Genomic DNA, 15,433 nt, shown 5'->3' on the forward strand with positions numbered 1-15,433 from the left:
CGCCCGACCGGGCCGGCCCCGCCGGCCGGTGCTACGGCCGGGAGAGCAGCGGCGTCGCGCGCAGCACCTCGCGGATCGCGGCCCGGTCGCCGTGCTCGCCGACCGGCAGCCGGTCCGGGTCGCGGTGCGCCGCCGCCAGCTGGCAGAACTCCAGCCCGTCCAGCACCATCGCGGCCACCGGCTCGCCTCCGGGCGGCCCCGCGTCCGGGCCGTCCAGGGGTATCAGCCACTCGCCGGCCGCCGGGCCGTCGATCACGAGCCGGAGCTGCCGCCCGGTGCGGCCCCCGGCCCCGGTGCCGCCGTCCGGCCACCCGTCGGGGACGCCGACCGCCGCCCCGGTGAGTTCGGGGTGCGCCGCCCGCTGCCCGGCCAGGGCCAGCGGGAGCATCCGGACGGCCAGGTCGATCATCAGCCGCAGGTGCTGCGGGGCCGGCGGATCGTACGGGTAGGCGACCGCGCGGGCGACGTCCTCGCCGTGCATGTAGCACTCGAAGGCCCGGTCGACGAAGGCGTCCCGCAGCGGGACGGTCGCGAAGCCGAAGTCCACCGGGGTGTTGCCCTGCGGGGCGAGCGCGGCCGAGCGGACCAGCTCGTGGCAGTGCCGGCGCCAGCGGGCGCGGACCCGCTGCGGCGGCTGGCCGGCCTGCTCGGCGGTGAGCCGGGCGGTGCGGTCGGTGATCCGGGTCCAGCGCGGGCCGCCCTGCTGCGGCACCCGGGGCAGCGGCGGGAGGGCGGCCTCCTGCGGCGGGACCCGGCGTCCGGCCGCCGGTGCGCTGCCCGCGCCGGGGCCGCCCGGGACGGGGTCGGGCAGGCCGAGGGCGACGGCCAGGTAGCCGTCCACGGCGGCGAGGTGGCAGAGCACCTCGGCCGGGCGCAGGTACTCGGTGCCGCCGTGCCAGGGCAGTTCGGCGACCTCCTGCCACTCCTCCGGGCCGAGGTCGCGCAGCAGCGCGTCGAGCTTGGCGGTCTCGGCGGCGTACGGCACGCCCCAGGCGGGGACCGGCAGGTCGGCCGGGCGGCGGGCCAGGCACCAGTCGAGCACCTGCTGACGCAGCGCGGCGGGCTGGTCCAGCGGCTCCTCGACGGAGAGCCAGCCGGCCGCCTCGCGCAGCCGCTCGCCCTCCTCGGCGCACTCCGGGCAGCCGCTCAGGTGGGCCTCGACGTCGGCGGCCTCGCGGGGCGGGACGGCGCCGAGGGCCCAGGCGCCGAGCAGCGAACGCAGGGCCTCGTGCTGCTCGCCGGTGATCGTCACGTCCCCCCGCCCTCCGTCCGCCGCCCGCTGTCGCCCACCCGTTGACCGTCTGTCCGTTGCGCGTCCGTCCGCCGGCCGTCCGGCTGTTGTCCCCCGCTCCGATGCGCGTCCGCCGGGGCGGGGCCCCGGTGCCGGGCGCGCTCCTGCTCCAGCTCGGTGGCGAGCAGCTCCAGGCCGAGCCGCATCCGCTGCTTGGCGGCCTGTTCGCTGATCCCCAGCCGGCGGGCCGTCTCCTGGTAGGTGCGGCCGTCGTAGTAGGACTCCGCGATGGTCTCACGCAGCGGCTGCGGCAGGGACGCGACCACGTACTGCACCCGGGCGGCGGTGGCGACCGTGCGGATCTCCTCCTCCGCGTCGCCGCCGAAGCCCGCCTCCTCGGCGCGGCGGGCCCGCAGCCGGTCCACCGCGCGGCGGTGGGTCAGCGCGCCGAGCCAGGAGCGCAGCGAGCCGCGGGCCGGGTCGAAGGACTCGGGGTGCTCCCAGACGTGGGCGAATATCTCCCGGGTGAGTTGCGCCGCGGCGGTCTGGTCGGCCAGTATCCGGCCCGCCAACCCGTGGACCATCGGGGCGAGTTGGTCGTACAGCTCGCCGAGGGCGGTCTCCTCGCCGCGGGCCAGGCGCCGCTGCAGCTGCTCGTCCCGGCGCGGGGCGCCGTCGGTGGTGGCCACCGGTCACCACCCCTCCTGCCGGACCGACCGCTGACGCGTCCCACGGTAACGCGCCCGCTTCGGGCGGCGGGTGGATTCGGTGAAGAACGGAGCCGGGGGCTTCGGATCGTCGGATCGTGGGATCTGCCGCCCATCGCGCGGTTGCGCCGTTCGAAGCCGGCTGGACATATGTCGCACGGGTGGTTCGCGAGTGGCGGGAGCGGTGGGAGGGGCGGACGGCGGTAGGTTCGCCTCTGCGTCACGGGCCGGCCGGCCCGGGCCGGACGATCGCCGGTCCGGGGCTCGTCAGAGTGAGCGGGACAGTATGCCCTGCCCTGTCCCCCGATCGCTGGAATATGCCCGAAGCGCTTGCTGCGGTCCGCCCGCCGAACCATCCTGAGGCGTGTTCGTGTCGCGGCCGGTGTGCGACGGACGAGGCGGTGCGGGCGCGCCGCGGCGGGTGCGACGTGCGGTCACCCGCGGGGCCGCGGACCGACGGACGGCGGCCCGGTGCGTGCCCGGGCCGGCCGGGCGACCGGGCCCGGCCGAGACGGTGGCCGAACTGCGAGTGCGGGTGGTGGAGCGGTGCAGGTTCTTCAGGTACAGCTTGCGGTGCAGGCGGACCCCGCCGAAGTCGGCCGGGCCCGTCGGTGGGTCCGCTCGCGGCTGCTCAACCACGGGGTGGACCCCGACGCGCCGATCGCCGAGACGGTGGTCCTGGTGGTCTCCGAGCTGGTGACCAACGCCGTGGTGCACACCGGCTGTCCGGCCGTGCTGCGGCTCTGCTTCCCGCTGGGCGACCTGCCCTCCGGCGTGCCGGACGCCTCCCCGGACGCCTCCCCGGGCGGCGCCGGGCGCGACGGGGTGCGCGAGTCGGCGACGGTCGGCCCGCTGCGGGTCGAGGTGGCCGATGCCAGCCAGGTCGCCCCCGCCCCCCGGCGCGCCGGGGCGGACGTCGACGCCACCAACGGGCGCGGCCTGGAGCTGGTCGAGCTGCTCTGCGACCGATGGGGCTGGTACCCGGACGGTACCGGCAAGCGGGTCTGGTGCGAGATCAGCCCGGACGCCCGCCCGGCGGACCCGCTCGCCGCCGTCGACTGGGTGGCGCTGGCGCAGCCCTGACGGCCCCTCCCGTCACTCCGTCACCCCGTTCACCGGCCCGTGGATCGCCGGGCCGAAAGGTGACGCAACCATTCCGAATTTCGGACAACCCATTGACGTGACGTATCCGACTGATCACGCTTGGGTGCAGCTCTCCGTCGCGAGGGGACGCCGAGGGAACACCCGAACGCCGTTGCGGTGCTGCTGTCCAGGGGGACCACGTCAGCAGGGGGGCCGTGGGCCGGTCGTGCGCTGGCTCCTTGGCGAGTGCGGAGAGCGCGGCACGGGGTTCAGGGCCCGTGCGCCGAGGTTGGATGGCGGCCGGCCGTGCCGTGCTCGGGGTGCGCGCGGCCCGCCGCCATCCGATCCGCCGGACCTGGGCGATCGTTTTCGGCCACCGGACCCGCCTGTCGAACCGCGGATTCCGTTCGGCCGGTTCCGGCCCGTGGTTGGCCCGATCCCGACGAAAGCTGGCAGCCCCGCCCCTCGTCGGGCGCCCGCGCCGTCGGGAGACTCGCCGGGTGAACGAGACCGACACCCCCATCGGATCCCCGGCCCCCACCGACGCGCCCCCGGTGCCCGCCCGCGCGCCACGGGTGCACTACGCCTGGGTGGTGGCCGGCGTCTCCCTGCTGGTCCTGCTCGGCTCGGCCGGATTCCGCTCCACGCCCGGTCTGATGATGGACGCGCTGCACACCGAGTTCGGCTGGTCGATGGGCGCGATATCCAGCGCCACCTCGGTCAACCTCACCCTCTACGGCCTCACCGCGCCGTTCGCCGCCGCCCTGATGGACCGGTTCGGCGTGCGGCTGGTGGTGGTCTGCGCGCTGCTGACGATCTCGGTCGGCGCCGGCCTCACCATGCTGATGCGCGAGCCCTGGCACCTGGTGCTCTGCTGGGGCGTGCTGGTCGGCCTGGGCAGCGGCTCGATGGCCGGCGCCTTCGCCACCACGATCACCGGCCGCTGGTTCCGGGCCCGGCAGGGCCTGGTTACCGGCGTGCTGACGGCCGCCGGCGCGGCGGGCAACCTGGTCTTCCTGCCGGTCGGCGCCTGGCTGGTCGAGCAGCACGGCTGGCGCTCGGCGGTCGTGGTGGTCTCGCTCGCGGCCAGCGCGGTGGCCGTCCCGGTGCTGCTGCTGATGCGCGAGCGGCCCGCCGACCTCGGCCTGCTCCCGTACGGCGCGACCGAGCCGCCGCCCGCCCCCGCCGGCGGCGGCCGGGCGCTGGCCCGCTCGCTGCGGGTGCTGCGGGAGGCCGCCCGCGCCCGGGCGTTCTGGCTGCTGGCCGGCTCCTTCGCGATCTGCGGCGCGACCACCGCCGGGCTGGTCGGCACCCACTTCATCCCGGCCGCCCACGACCACGGCATGCCGGTCACCACGGCGGCGGGCCTGCTCGCGCTGATCGGCGTCTTCGACGTGATCGGCACCGTCGCGAGCGGCTGGTTCACCGACCGCTTCGACGCCGGCCGGCTGCTGATCGTCTACTACGGGCTGCGCGGGCTCTCGCTGCTGGTGCTGCCGCAGCTGTTCGCCGGCTCGCTGGAGCCGCCGATCCTGGCGTTCGTCATCTTCTACGGGCTGGACTGGGTGGCCACCGTGCCGCCGACCGTCGCGCTCTGCCGCCGCCACTTCGGGGAGGACGCGCCGATCGTCTTCGGCTGGGTGCTCGCCTGCCACCAGATCGGCGCCGCCGCGGTGGCCGGCCTGGCCGGGTTCGCCCGGGACGCGCTCGGCGACTACGACCTCGCCTGGTACGTGGCCGGCGGGCTCTGCGCGGTCGCGGTGCTGCTCTGCCTGGCCCTGCGCCCGGCCGCCCCGGAGCGAACCGCTCCGGTTCTGTCGTAAGGGGCGGGTACGCTCCGGGGCCATGACGCTGAGCTTCACCCTCGACCCGGAACTCGACCCCACGCTGCGTGCCGAGATCACCAGCCTGTGGACGGCTGCCAGCAACGCCGGCGGGGCCATCGGCTTCGTCCACCAGGTGACCGAGGAGGAGGTCTGGGTCACCGCGGAGAAGCAGTTCGCCGGGATCGCCCCGGCCGGGCCGGACCGGCTGCTGATCGCCCGGGAGGAGGGGACCGGGCGGCTGGCCGCGCTGCTGGTCTTCGAGTCGATGCGGTTCGAGCCGATGGACCACTGGCGCGTGCTCTCCCGGGTCATGGTCCACCCCGGCCTCCAGGGCCGGGGCCACGGCGCGGCGCTGCTGGCGGAGGCCGAGCGGGTCGCCCGCGGCTGGGGACTGGCCGGGCTGCGGCTGTACGTCCGGGGCGGGCTCGGCCTGGAGTCGTTCTACGCCCGCAGCGGCTACACCGAGGTCGGCCGGGTGCCCGGCACCATCCGGGTCGCGCCCGGCGACGACCGTGACGACGTCACCATGTGGCTCGACCTGCGCTGATCGCGCGCCGCCGGGGCACCGCCCGGCGGGACCCGTTCCCCGCCGGGCGCGTCGGGCATGCTTCACTGGGAGACCGGCCCGGTTCCAGCGCAGTGAAGGATGTGTCCCCCCGGTGAGCAGCAATGTGAGCAAGAAGTCGCACGCCACGCTCCGCTACACCTCGATGCGCGTCTCCATCTTCCTCGGCTGCCTGCTGGTCGCGCTGCTCCTCGGACACTTCGGGATCATCCCGGTCTCCGGCGAGGCGGGCGTGGTCTTCCTCTTCCTGCTGGCCGCGATCGCCTCGGCCCCGCTCAGCTACGTACTGCTGAGCCGGCAGCGCGACGAGATGTCGGCCGCGATCTCCGGCAAGGTGGACGGCATCCGGTCCCGGACCGCCTCGAAGATCGCCGCGCAGAACGCCGAGGAGGACGCCGCGGATGAGGCCGCCCGCGCCGCGGCCGCCCGGAACGCCGCCTCCGGTCCCGCCGCCTCGGCCCCGCAGAACTGACCCGCGCCACCGTGCCCAAGGACGCCGCACCGGGCGGCACCGGACCCGAGGGGGCCGGGCCCGGGGACGCCGCCGCGCGGCAGGAGCGGCCCGCGGCCGGGACCTGGCCGGCCCCGGTCCGCCGCCCCACCGGCCGGGACGTCGCCCGGCTCGCCGGGGTCTCGCAGGCCACCGTCTCGCTGGTGTTCTCCGGCTCCGAGGCCGGCCGCCGGGTCTCCGACGCCACCCGCGAGCGGGTCCGGGAGGCCGCCCGCAGCCTCGGCTACCGCCCGCAGGCGGCCGGCCGGCAGCTGCGGCTGGGCCGCAGCGGCATGATCCTGCTGGCCGTGCCGAACATCCTCGGCCCGTTCTTCGGCCGGGTCCTGGAGGGCGTGCACGAGGAGGCCGGCAAACACGGCCTGGCCGTGGTGGTCAGCTCCGGCTGGGGCAGCGCCACGCTCGCCGAGGCCGCCACCACCAGCCGCTTCGACGGACTGCTGATCTGCTCCCCGGACGACAGCCAGCTCGGCGAGCTGCCCGCCGACACCCCCGTCGTCTTCCTGGACGCCGACCCGGGCACCGACCTGGCCCGGCCGACCATCGAGCTGGACGTGGCCGGCGGGATGCGGGCCGCCGTCGAACACCTCGCCGGGCTCGGCCACCGCCGGATCGGCCGGCTGCGCTCCAGCCACGCCGCGTACACCTTCCGGGTCCGCCAGGCGGCGTTCGAGGAGACCGTCCGGGCGCTCGGCCTGGACGTGGTCGAGCTCGGCGTCAGCCTGAACGAGGGACAGCCGGCCGCGCGCGAGGTCGCCCACCGGCTGCTCGCCCGCCCGGACCGGCCGCACGCGGTGATCTGCGACGACGACGTGGTCGCCTCCGGCGTCTACCAGGCCGCCGCCGAGCGCGGACTGCGGGTGCCCGCCGACCTCTCGGTGGTCGGCATCGACAACGTCCCGGTGGCCGCGCTGCTCGCCCCGCCGCTGACCACCGTCGACCTGCCCGGCGAGGAGCTGGGCCGGGCCGGGGTGGCGGCGCTCGCCCGGCTGCTCCGGGGCGAGCCGGTCGCGCCGGTCGCGCCGCTCGCCACCTCGCTGGTGCGGCGTTCCTCCACGGCGCAGCTCCCCCAGTAGTACCTCCGGGTGAGCCCGTTCCGCCGTCCGGGCTGCGCCGAACGGGTGAAAGTTCGTCATACCGCCTCGCGGCGCGACCTCGTGCGGATTAACGGACGATGAGATTCCGCGTATGCGGACGTCAAGACCCAGACCCCCACGGCCCCCACGCCCCTCCCGGCCGTCCCGCCTGCCGCGCCTGGCCGCCGCGCTCGGCCTGATCGGCGGCACCCTGCTCACCGGCACCCTGACCGCCCCGCCCGCCGAGGCCGCCGTCACCTTCACCAAGACGGTGGACAAGCCCACGGTGGGGCCCGGCGAGAACGTCACCTTCACCCTGCGGTACACCTGCTCGGTGAGCGACTGCGTCAACGGGCAGATCACCGACGTGCTCCCGGCCGACATGGAGTTCATCGGCTGGACCCCGGACGCCTCCACGGTCGACGTCCCCAACTCCACCGTCCCACCGGCGGGTTCCATGGGCGGCACGCTCACCGCCAAGCTGCAGACCCTCTCCCCGGGCACCACCGCCACCATCAACGTGGTGATGCGCTACCCCAACTTCTCCACCCCCAACGGCACCCAGAGCACCAACGCGGCCACCCTCACCTCCGACGGCGAGCCGCCGCAGACCGGTAGCGCCACCACCACCGCCGTGGTCCAGCCCAGCTACACCACCACCAAGGGCGTGCAGACCAGCAGCCTGGACGGCCGCTCGGTCACCTACCAGTTCAGCGCCTGCTCCACCGCCGGTGTGCCCAACGTCGACCTGGACAGCAGCCGGCTGGTCGACACCCTGCCGCCCGGTGCCGTGGTCGACACCAGCCGCTCGCCCGGCTGGGTCAACGACCCGGCCGGCTCCACCACCTGGGTCTACGACATCGGCGCCTTCGTGTCCGGCAACGGGCAGGCCGGCTGCCGGATCCCCGGCGTCCTGGTGGTCGGCTACCCGGACCCGGCCTTCCCCAGCGGCACCACCTCGACCAACACCGTGACGCTCCAGGGCGACCCGCTCGGCCCCGAGCCGCAGCGCGACCTGTCCACCGACACCGCCGAGACCCCGACCTTCCAGCCGCCGGTCACCGGTGTGCAGATCGGCGCCTCCAAGGTGTGGCAGGACAACACCGTCTCCGGTGACCTCACCACGCTGAGCATGCGGGTCTCCAACAACGCCGACCCGGTCAGCAGCCTGGTGATGACCGACCCGGGCGCCGGCACCACCGCCAACCTGTACAACTGGCTGATCCCGCAGTCCATCCAGCTGGAGGCGTGGAACCCCACCTCGATCACCCTCGCGCTGGAGTACCGGCTGGACGGTGACCCCACCTGGCGGGCCTTCACTCCGGGCCAGCCGCTGAACGGCTCGACCACCCGCCGGATCACCTTCGCCGAGGGCGCCGGGGACCCGGCCAACGACGTGCTCGGCATCCCGGCCGGCCGCTACCTGGACGGCCTGCGGTTCAGCTGGAGCGGACCGATCCCCGGTGGCTGGAGCCCCGGCAACGCCGTCCAGCTGCTCGCCCAGGTGATCACCCCGGGCCACGACGGCCGGACGGCGCCGGTGCCGCTGCACAACTGCCTCGACGCGGTGGGCACGTCCGCCGCCGGCGACACCGCCGCCTCGAACGCCTGCGCCGACAGCACCGTCACCGCCGCCACCAACCTGGGCGCGGCGAAGGAGACCGTCTCCGGCGCCGTGCTCTCCCCGGGCGGCATCGCCACCTTCCGGGTCACCCCGTACAACCGCACCGGGCGCACCCTCGACCGGCCGCTCGTCCTCTACGACCTGCTGCCGCCCGGCATGGTCTACGTCGACGGCAGCGCCCGCAAGGACCCGGCCTACACCGAGGCGGTGGCCCCGCAGTCGGTCACCGTGCTCCCCGGCCCCGACGGCCGCCAGCTGCTCAAGATGACCTGGCCGGCCGGCTCCCCCGACATGATGTACCTGAACGACCACCGGGCCTACCGGACCCTGATCGACGTCCAGGTGGCCGGCAGCGCCCGGCCCGGCACCCTGACCAACGACGTGTTCGTCACCGCCGAGGGCACCGGTGACCCGGTCTCCTGCTTCTACTTCGGCAGCGACAGCGGGGTGCCGGACGTCCAGGACCTCGACAAGGACGGCGACAGCACCGAGACCATGTGCCACGCCACGTCGCTGGTCGAGGTGCAGGTGCCGGCCGTGCTGCGGTCGTACAAGGAGGTCAAGGGCGACCTCGACCCCGACTACACCACCACCGGCACCACCCGCCCCGGCGGCGGGGTCTCCTACCGGATGACCGTCCGCAACGACTCCGCCGACCCGGTCACCGAGTTCCTCGCGTACGACAAGCTGCCCACCCCGGGCGACTCCTACGTGCTGCGGCCGGACGTGCCGCGCAACTCGGCCTGGACGCCCTCGCTGGTCGAGCCGCTGACCTCCAGCGACCCGACCGTGGTGATCGAGTACACCACCTCGCCGGACCCCTGCCTGCCCGGCGAGTTCGCCGTCCCCGGACCGTGCGACGCCGCCGCGCAGTGGAGCGCCACCTTCCCCGGGCCGGGCACCACGACCTGGTTCCGGGTGCACCGCCCCGGCACCCTGGCCCCCGGGGAGTCGTTCACGCTCACCTGGCCGATGGTCGCCTCGTTCGACGCGGGCCCGGACGAGTTCGCCTGGAACAGCTTCAGCTACACCGCGACCGACGCGGCCGGCAACCCGCTGCTGCCCGCCGAGCCGGCCAAGGTCGGCGTCGGCATCGAGCAGAGCACCCCGCCGGCCAACGTGCTCGGCGACTTCGTCTGGAACGACCTCAACAAGGACGGCATCCAGCAGCCCGGCGAGCCCGGGGTGCCGGGCGTCCGGGTCGAACTGCTGGACGGCGAGGGCCGGGTGGTCCGGGACAAGGACGGCAACCCGGTCGCGACGGTGACCGACGCGAGCGGGCACTACCGGTTCGAGCGGCTGCCGGACGGGGTGTACGCGGTGCGCTTCGACCTCACCACGCTGCCCGAGGGCGCCACGGTGACGGTGCGGGCGGCCGGGCCGGACCGGACGCTGGACTCGGACGCCGATCCGGCGACCGGGGTGACGCAGACCGTCACGCTGGCCGGCGGGGTGGAGGACCTGGGGCTGGACATGGGACTGGTGCTGCCGACGGTGAGCCCGTCGCCGTCGCCGTCCCCCTCACCGTCCCCCTCGCCCTCGCCCTCGCCGTCGCCCTCCCCGACGGTGAGCCCCTCGCCGTCCCCGTCGCCGACGGCCTCGCCCTCGCCGACCGTGACGCCGACGCCCACCCCGTCCCCGACGGTGACGCCGACTCCGACCGAAACCCCGACCCCGACCCCGACGGAGACCCCCACGCCGACGCACCACCCGTACCCGCCGACCCACTCGCCGGGCCACGGCGGTGAACTGCCGGGCACCGGCGGCGGGCCGAGCACGCTGCTCGGCGTCATCGGCGCCGCGACGCTCGGGGCCGGTCTGCTGCTCGCCCTGGTCGCCTGGGGAGGCCGAGGCCGCCACAGCTGAGTGAAGGGATGACGAAGTGACTGCGCCCGTCGGCCAGACCACCCGGTCCGACGGGCGCAGCCACGTCCAGGGGATGCGGTGGGCCTCAGCCCACCGGCACCGGTTCGGCCGCCGGCCGCGCCCCGGCCGGTGCGGCGGCCGGGCGGAACCAGCGGCGGGCGCCGAACAGCAGCAGCCCGCCGAGCGCGATCCCGCCCGCCGCGCAGAGCGCCACCGGGCGCAGCGAGTCCTCCGCGAGGTGGCCCGAGACGGCGTAGCCGAGCGAGTTGCCGGTCGCGAAGAGGGTGACCAGCCAGGCGAAGGCCTCGGTCACGGTGCCGGCCGGGGCCAGCTCGGCGACCAGGACGAACGCCGCCGCCAGCAGCGGGGCCAGCGCGATCCCGGAGAGGAAGGCGAGTCCGGCCATCGCGGCCGGACCGGGGAGCAGCACCAGCGGCAGGTAGCTGACGGCCATGCCGAGCGCCATCAGCCAGGTGCGGGTGGCCGTCGAGCTGCGCCACGGCACCGCGCCGTAGGCGAGCGCGCCGAGCAGTCCGCCGAGCGCGGCCAGCGCCAGCAGGGTGCCCGCGCCGCCGGGCGGGCCGTCCGCCGCGTGGGCCTCGGCGTAGGCGATGAACAGCACGTTCTGCGCGCCGACCGCCCAGCCGGCGCCGGCCAGGCCGACCAGCAGCAGGACCAGGCCGGGGGAGCGGAGTGGGCCGAGCAGTCCCGCCGAGTGCGCCCGCGGCGGGGCCTGCCAGGCCCGGGCCGGTGCGGCGGTGGCGACGACGAGCGCCCCGAGCAGGCCCAGCGCGGCCGCCACCCAGAGTGCGGCGACCGCGCTCACCGCGCCCGCGATGCCGGCCACCGCGAGCGGGCCGGCGACGTAGAGGATCTGCTGGGAGGCGGAGTCGAAGGCGTAGGCGGTGTCGAGCTGCTCCTCCTCGACGACGTCCGGCCAGAGCGAGCGCAGGCAGGGTTCGAGCGGGGGCATGGCCAGGCCGGCGATCGCGGCGCCGATCGGGGCGGCCAGCGCCGAGCCGGGGGCCAGCGCCAGCAGGGCGTACCCGCCGCCGGCGACCACCGCGGAGAGCACCAGCACGCGCGGCTGCCCGGTGCGGTCCACGATCCGGCCGAGCACCGGCCCGCCGACGGCCGCCGCGATCGCGTACGCGGCGGTGGCCAGCCCGATCCGGCTGTACGGCGCGTGGACCTCGCGCAGTGCGAGCGCGATCACCAGGGCGGTCATGCCGGCCGGGAGGCGGCCGAGCAGGGTGCCGAAGAGGAGGCGGCCCACGTGCGGGGCGCGGAGCAGGGCGAGGTAGCCCATGGGGCGGCACTCTCCGGTCTGGGCAGGGGGACGGGCGGGGGCTGCCGTCCAAGTTATACGTATAACTGTTGACCGGTCAATCGGTCCGCGTCCGGAACTCAAACAACTACTTTGAACATCTCAAAGCTTTACTGCTAATGTGTCGGCCGTGACCACCTCAGACGCACGTTCGCCGCTCGGCCCGGGCCCGCTGCCCGCCGCCGCCCGCGCGTGCCGTCTGTCCGGTGCTGTGGACAGCCCGCGCCGTTGTCGCGCCATGAGCTGTATCCCGGCGGCACGCCCCTGACCGGGGCCGGTCCCTCCCACTCCGGCCCGCGCGCCGTGCCGCCGTCCCCACCCCCCGCCTCACCATCAGCAACGCCTCCCCCGGAGCCGCACCGTCATGTCCACAGCGCCCGAGGCGACTTCGTCGCCGTCCGTGCTCTCCAAGATCCGCAAGACTCCGTTCTGGGTCCAGATCGTCGCCGGCCTGGTGCTCGGCGTCGGCCTCGGCTACCTGGCCCGCGCGGCCGACATCTCCTGGCTCGCCACCACCCTGGAGACGATCGGCCGGATCTTCGTCCAGCTGCTGAAGCTCGCCGTCCCGCCGCTGGTGTTCACCGCGATCCTGGTGAGCGTGGCGAACCTGCGGAACGTCACCAACGCGGCCCGCCTGGCCGTCCGCACCCTGCTCTGGTTCGCGATCACCTCGCTGATCGCGGTGGCCATCGGCCTCGGCCTCGGCCTGCTGACCAGCCCGGGCGAGGGCACCAGCCTCAAGACCGAGGGCCTCAAGCCGCCGAAGTCCACCGGCAGCTGGATCGACTTCCTGACCGGGATCTTCCCGACCAACATCGTCACGGCGTTCACCGAGGTCGAGGTCCTGCAGATCGTCTTCCTGGCGATCGTGGCCGGCGCCGCCGTGATCAAGCTGGGCGCGAAGGCCGAGCCGGTCCTCAAGCTCAGCGAGTCGGTGCTGGAACTGGTCCAGACCGCCCTCTGGTGGGTCATCCGGCTCTCGCCGCTCGGCACCCTGGGCCTGATCGGCAAGTCCGTGGCCAAGTACGGCTGGGACCTGCTGGAGCCGTTCGCGACGCTGACCGTCGACGTCTACGTCGGTTGCGCCCTGGTGATGTTCGTCGTCTACTCGCTGCTGCTGAAGTTCGCCGCCGGCCTCAACCCGGTCAACTTCTTCAAGGGCGCCTGGCCCGCCATCCAGCTGGCCTTCGTCTCGCGCTCCTCGGTCGGCACCCTGCCGGTCACCCGCCGGGTCACCGAGCGCCTCGGCGTCCCGGGCGAGTACGCCTCGTTCGCCGTCCCGTTCGGCGCCACCACCAAGATGGACGGCTGCGCCGCGATCTACCCCTCGCTGGCCGCGATCTTCGTCGCCCAGGTGTACGGCATCGACCTCGGCGTCAAGGACTACCTGCTGATCGCCTTCGTCTCGGTGATCGGCTCGGCGGCCACCGCCGGCCTCACCGGTGCGATCGTCATGCTGACGCTGACCCTCTCCACCCTGGGTCTGCCGCTGGAGGGCGTCGGTCTGCTGCTGGCCATCGACCCGATCCTCGACATGATGCGCACCGCGACCAACGTCGCCGGCCAGGCCCTGGTGCCGGTCGTGGTCGCGGCCCGGGAGAAGACCCTGGACCTGGTCGCCTACAACAACCCCACCGGTGACCTCTACGACGAGAGCCCGGCCCCGGCCGGGGCCAAGGTCCCGACCCAGGCCACCGCGACGGCCTGACGCCCGGACGGGCACGCGAAGGGCCCTCCTCCCCGGAACGGGAGGAGGGCCCTTCGCACGTGCGCGCGGCCGGCGGGGCGCGCCCGGGCACAAGGCAGGGGGCCCGCCGGACGGCGGGCCCCCTTGGGTACTGCTGCTCTTGTGCTCATGGTGACGGCCGTCGGCCGCCAGTGGACCCGTCGGGTCCCGAGCGATCAGATCATCATCGAGGATGGTCAGATAACGGTGACGTTCTCCGCCTGCGGGCCCTTCGGGCCCTGGGTGACGTCGAACTCGACCGCCTGGTTCTCCTCCAGCGAGCGGAAACCGCTCGCGTTGATGGCGGAGTAGTGGACGAAGACGTCGGGGCCGCCGCCATCCTGGGCGATGAAGCCGAAGCCCTTCTCAGCGTTGAACCACTTGACGGTTCCCTGAGCCATGCCGTTCTCCTTGCGAGGGACGTGTCGGGGCCACACCGTGTGGCACCCGGTCCGCTGCGCTGATCGCCCTGCCTCCGGACGGGTCCGGAGTTTTTCGATATTGCTGAAAAACTACGAAAAGCCTGCGGTTACATGCTCCGCAGGCTTCAAGTACTGCAAGGGGAATCAAACTGCAACTGAGGGCAACGCTAGCATGCGGCTGCTGTGACGACCAGGGGTGACTTGCGGGCTGGACAGCGCGTGTCGTAAGGCGGTTGTGACACTCGGTGCGCCGCCCCGCGACGCCTCCCCGACGCCCTCCGCGGTATCTGTGCGACGCCTGTGCGACGCCTGCGCGGCGCGTCCCGCAAGGGCGGTGCGGGGCGGGTGGAGCGACGGGCATACGCTGCGGGGAGGCGCACGAAGAGCAAGGGAGCGGCGCAGTGGCAGCACCGGATGCGGAAACGCGGGAGCCCCAGGAGAACACCCCGGTCCGGCCCAGGGTCGGGCATATTCAGTTCCTCAACTGCGTACCCCTCTACTGGGGCCTGGCCAGGACCGGCAACCTGCTCGATCTGGACCTCACCAAGGACACCCCGGAGAAGCTGAGCGACCAGCTGGTCGGCGGTTCCCTGGACATCGGTCCGATCACCTGCGTGGAGTACCTGCGGCACGCGGACGAACTGCTGGTGCTGCCGGACATCGCGGTGGGCAGCGACGGCCCCGTGATGTCCTGCGTGATCGTCAGCAAGGTGCCGCTGGCCGAGCTGGACGGCCGGCGGGTCGCACTCGGCTCCACCAGCCGCACCTCCGTGCGGCTCGCCCGGCTGCTGCTGGAGGAGCGCGAGGGCGTGCGCCCGGAGTACTTCAGCTGCCCGCCCGACCTGGACGCGATGCTCGCCGAGGCCGACGCGGCCGTGCTGATCGGCGACCCGGCGCTGCGCGCCTACCTGGGGCAGGCGGCCGACCAGGGCCTGGCCGTGCACGACCTGGGCGAGATGTGGAAGGAGTGGACGGGGCTGCCGTTCGTCTTCGCCGTCTGGGCCGTCCGCCGCGACTTCGCCGAGCGGCGCCCGGGGCTGACCGCGGCCGTTCACCGGGCCTTCCTGGAGTCCCGGGACCTCTCGCTGGTCGAGGCCCGCGAGGTGGCCGAGCAGGCGGCCCGCTGGGAGACCTTCGACGCGGGGGTGCTGGAGCGGTACTTCAGCGAGGCGCTGGACTTCTCGCTCGGCGAGCGGCAGCTGGCCGGGGTCGCCGAGTTCGCGCGGAGGGTCGCGCACGACAGCGGGTTCGCCCCCGACGTGGCCGTCCGGCTGCTGGAGCCGGTGCCCCAGCCGGTGGCCTGACCGAGGCCGCGGCGCCCGTCCCGCGCGCCCCGCGTCGTGCCGAGGGCACGGCGCGGGGGGCGGAAGGCGCTGGCGTAGGCTGAACCGGATGCGACCCGGTACCGCGCTGTCGCACACGTCGTACCCGCAGCACCCCCAAGCACGTGCAGTACCCGAGAGAGAGAAGGC

General features: G+C 74.5%; 12 protein-coding genes. 8 read left to right on the forward strand and 4 right to left on the reverse strand.

Annotated elements, in window-relative coordinates; translation table 11 throughout:
• Positions 1-31 precede the first annotated feature (31 nt).
• The gene (locus tag ABT238_RS01430) at positions 32-1,252 is read right to left on the reverse strand and encodes a zf-HC2 domain-containing protein (protein WP_350558183.1); all 1,221 of its coding nucleotides are present in this window, start codon (positions 1,250-1,252) and stop codon (positions 32-34) included.
• A complete protein-coding gene (locus tag ABT238_RS01435; protein WP_350755179.1) occupies positions 1,249-1,920 on the reverse strand; it encodes a sigma-70 family RNA polymerase sigma factor in 672 nt (223 codons plus the stop codon). Before ABT238_RS01435 ends, ABT238_RS01430 begins: the two co-directional genes overlap by 4 nt.
• A 564-nt stretch (positions 1,921-2,484) precedes the next feature.
• Here ABT238_RS01435 and ABT238_RS01440 point away from each other — a divergent pair.
• The 6 genes from ABT238_RS01440 to ABT238_RS01465 all read left to right on the forward strand — a co-directional run bounded on the left by ABT238_RS01440 (position 2,485) and on the right by ABT238_RS01465 (position 10,486).
• Positions 2,485-3,021: an ATP-binding protein gene (locus ABT238_RS01440; protein ID WP_350755181.1), complete on the forward strand. Its 537-nt coding sequence runs from the start codon at positions 2,485-2,487 to the stop codon at positions 3,019-3,021.
• A gap of 500 nt (positions 3,022-3,521) precedes the next feature.
• The gene (locus ABT238_RS01445) at positions 3,522-4,844 is read left to right on the forward strand and encodes an MFS transporter (protein WP_502891385.1); all 1,323 of its coding nucleotides are present in this window, start codon (positions 3,522-3,524) and stop codon (positions 4,842-4,844) included.
• 22 nt (positions 4,845-4,866) lie between these two features.
• A complete protein-coding gene (locus ABT238_RS01450) occupies positions 4,867-5,394 on the forward strand; it encodes a GNAT family N-acetyltransferase (RefSeq protein ID WP_350558174.1) in 528 nt (175 codons plus the stop codon).
• A 112-nt stretch (positions 5,395-5,506) separates the two neighbouring features.
• The gene (locus tag ABT238_RS01455) at positions 5,507-5,884 is read left to right on the forward strand and encodes a DUF4229 domain-containing protein (RefSeq protein ID WP_350558171.1); all 378 of its coding nucleotides are present in this window, start codon (positions 5,507-5,509) and stop codon (positions 5,882-5,884) included.
• Between the two features lie 11 nt (positions 5,885-5,895).
• A complete protein-coding gene (locus tag ABT238_RS01460; protein ID WP_350755183.1) occupies positions 5,896-6,996 on the forward strand; it encodes a LacI family DNA-binding transcriptional regulator in 1,101 nt (366 codons plus the stop codon).
• A gap of 112 nt (positions 6,997-7,108) precedes the next feature.
• Positions 7,109-10,486 carry an SdrD B-like domain-containing protein gene (locus tag ABT238_RS01465; protein ID WP_350755185.1) on the forward strand — a complete coding sequence of 1,126 codons (3,378 nt, stop codon included), beginning with the start codon at positions 7,109-7,111 and terminating at the stop codon, positions 10,484-10,486.
• An 85-nt stretch (positions 10,487-10,571) separates the two neighbouring features.
• Here ABT238_RS01465 and ABT238_RS01470 read toward each other — a convergent pair whose 3' ends face one another.
• A complete protein-coding gene (locus ABT238_RS01470; RefSeq protein ID WP_350558162.1) occupies positions 10,572-11,795 on the reverse strand; it encodes an MFS transporter in 1,224 nt (407 codons plus the stop codon).
• Positions 11,796-12,177: 382 nt separating this feature from the next.
• Between ABT238_RS01470 and ABT238_RS01475 the strand changes: the two genes are divergently transcribed.
• A complete protein-coding gene (locus tag ABT238_RS01475; protein WP_350558159.1) occupies positions 12,178-13,521 on the forward strand; it encodes a dicarboxylate/amino acid:cation symporter in 1,344 nt (447 codons plus the stop codon).
• Positions 13,522-13,736: 215 nt separating this feature from the next.
• Here ABT238_RS01475 and ABT238_RS01480 read toward each other — a convergent pair whose 3' ends face one another.
• Complete coding sequence (locus ABT238_RS01480; RefSeq protein WP_350558156.1) at positions 13,737-13,940, reverse strand: cold-shock protein; 204 nt, start codon at positions 13,938-13,940, stop codon at positions 13,737-13,739.
• A 422-nt stretch (positions 13,941-14,362) separates the two neighbouring features.
• Between ABT238_RS01480 and ABT238_RS01485 the strand changes: the two genes are divergently transcribed.
• Positions 14,363-15,265: a menaquinone biosynthetic enzyme MqnA/MqnD family protein gene (locus ABT238_RS01485; RefSeq protein WP_350558153.1), complete on the forward strand. Its 903-nt coding sequence runs from the start codon at positions 14,363-14,365 to the stop codon at positions 15,263-15,265.
• Positions 15,266-15,433: the final 168 nt, after the last annotated feature.

Origin of the sequence: Kitasatospora sp. NPDC001527 (assembly GCF_040298605.1) — a bacterium.
Lineage (GTDB): Bacteria > Actinomycetota > Actinomycetes > Streptomycetales > Streptomycetaceae > Kitasatospora.

What these genes read in the sequence shown, in the direction of transcription:
- ABT238_RS01475 (WP_350558159.1), top strand. Translation starts at nt 12,178, where the DNA reads ATGTCCACAGCGCCCGAGGCGACTTCGTCGCCGTCCGTGCTCTCCAAG.
- ABT238_RS01480 (WP_350558156.1), bottom strand. Translation starts at nt 13,940, where the DNA reads ATGGCTCAGGGAACCGTCAAGTGGTTCAACGCTGAGAAGGGCTTCGGC.
- ABT238_RS01470 (WP_350558162.1), bottom strand. Translation starts at nt 11,795, where the DNA reads ATGGGCTACCTCGCCCTGCTCCGCGCCCCGCACGTGGGCCGCCTCCTC.
- ABT238_RS01465 (WP_350755185.1), top strand. Translation starts at nt 7,109, where the DNA reads ATGCGGACGTCAAGACCCAGACCCCCACGGCCCCCACGCCCCTCCCGG.
- ABT238_RS01450 (WP_350558174.1), top strand. Translation starts at nt 4,867, where the DNA reads ATGACGCTGAGCTTCACCCTCGACCCGGAACTCGACCCCACGCTGCGT.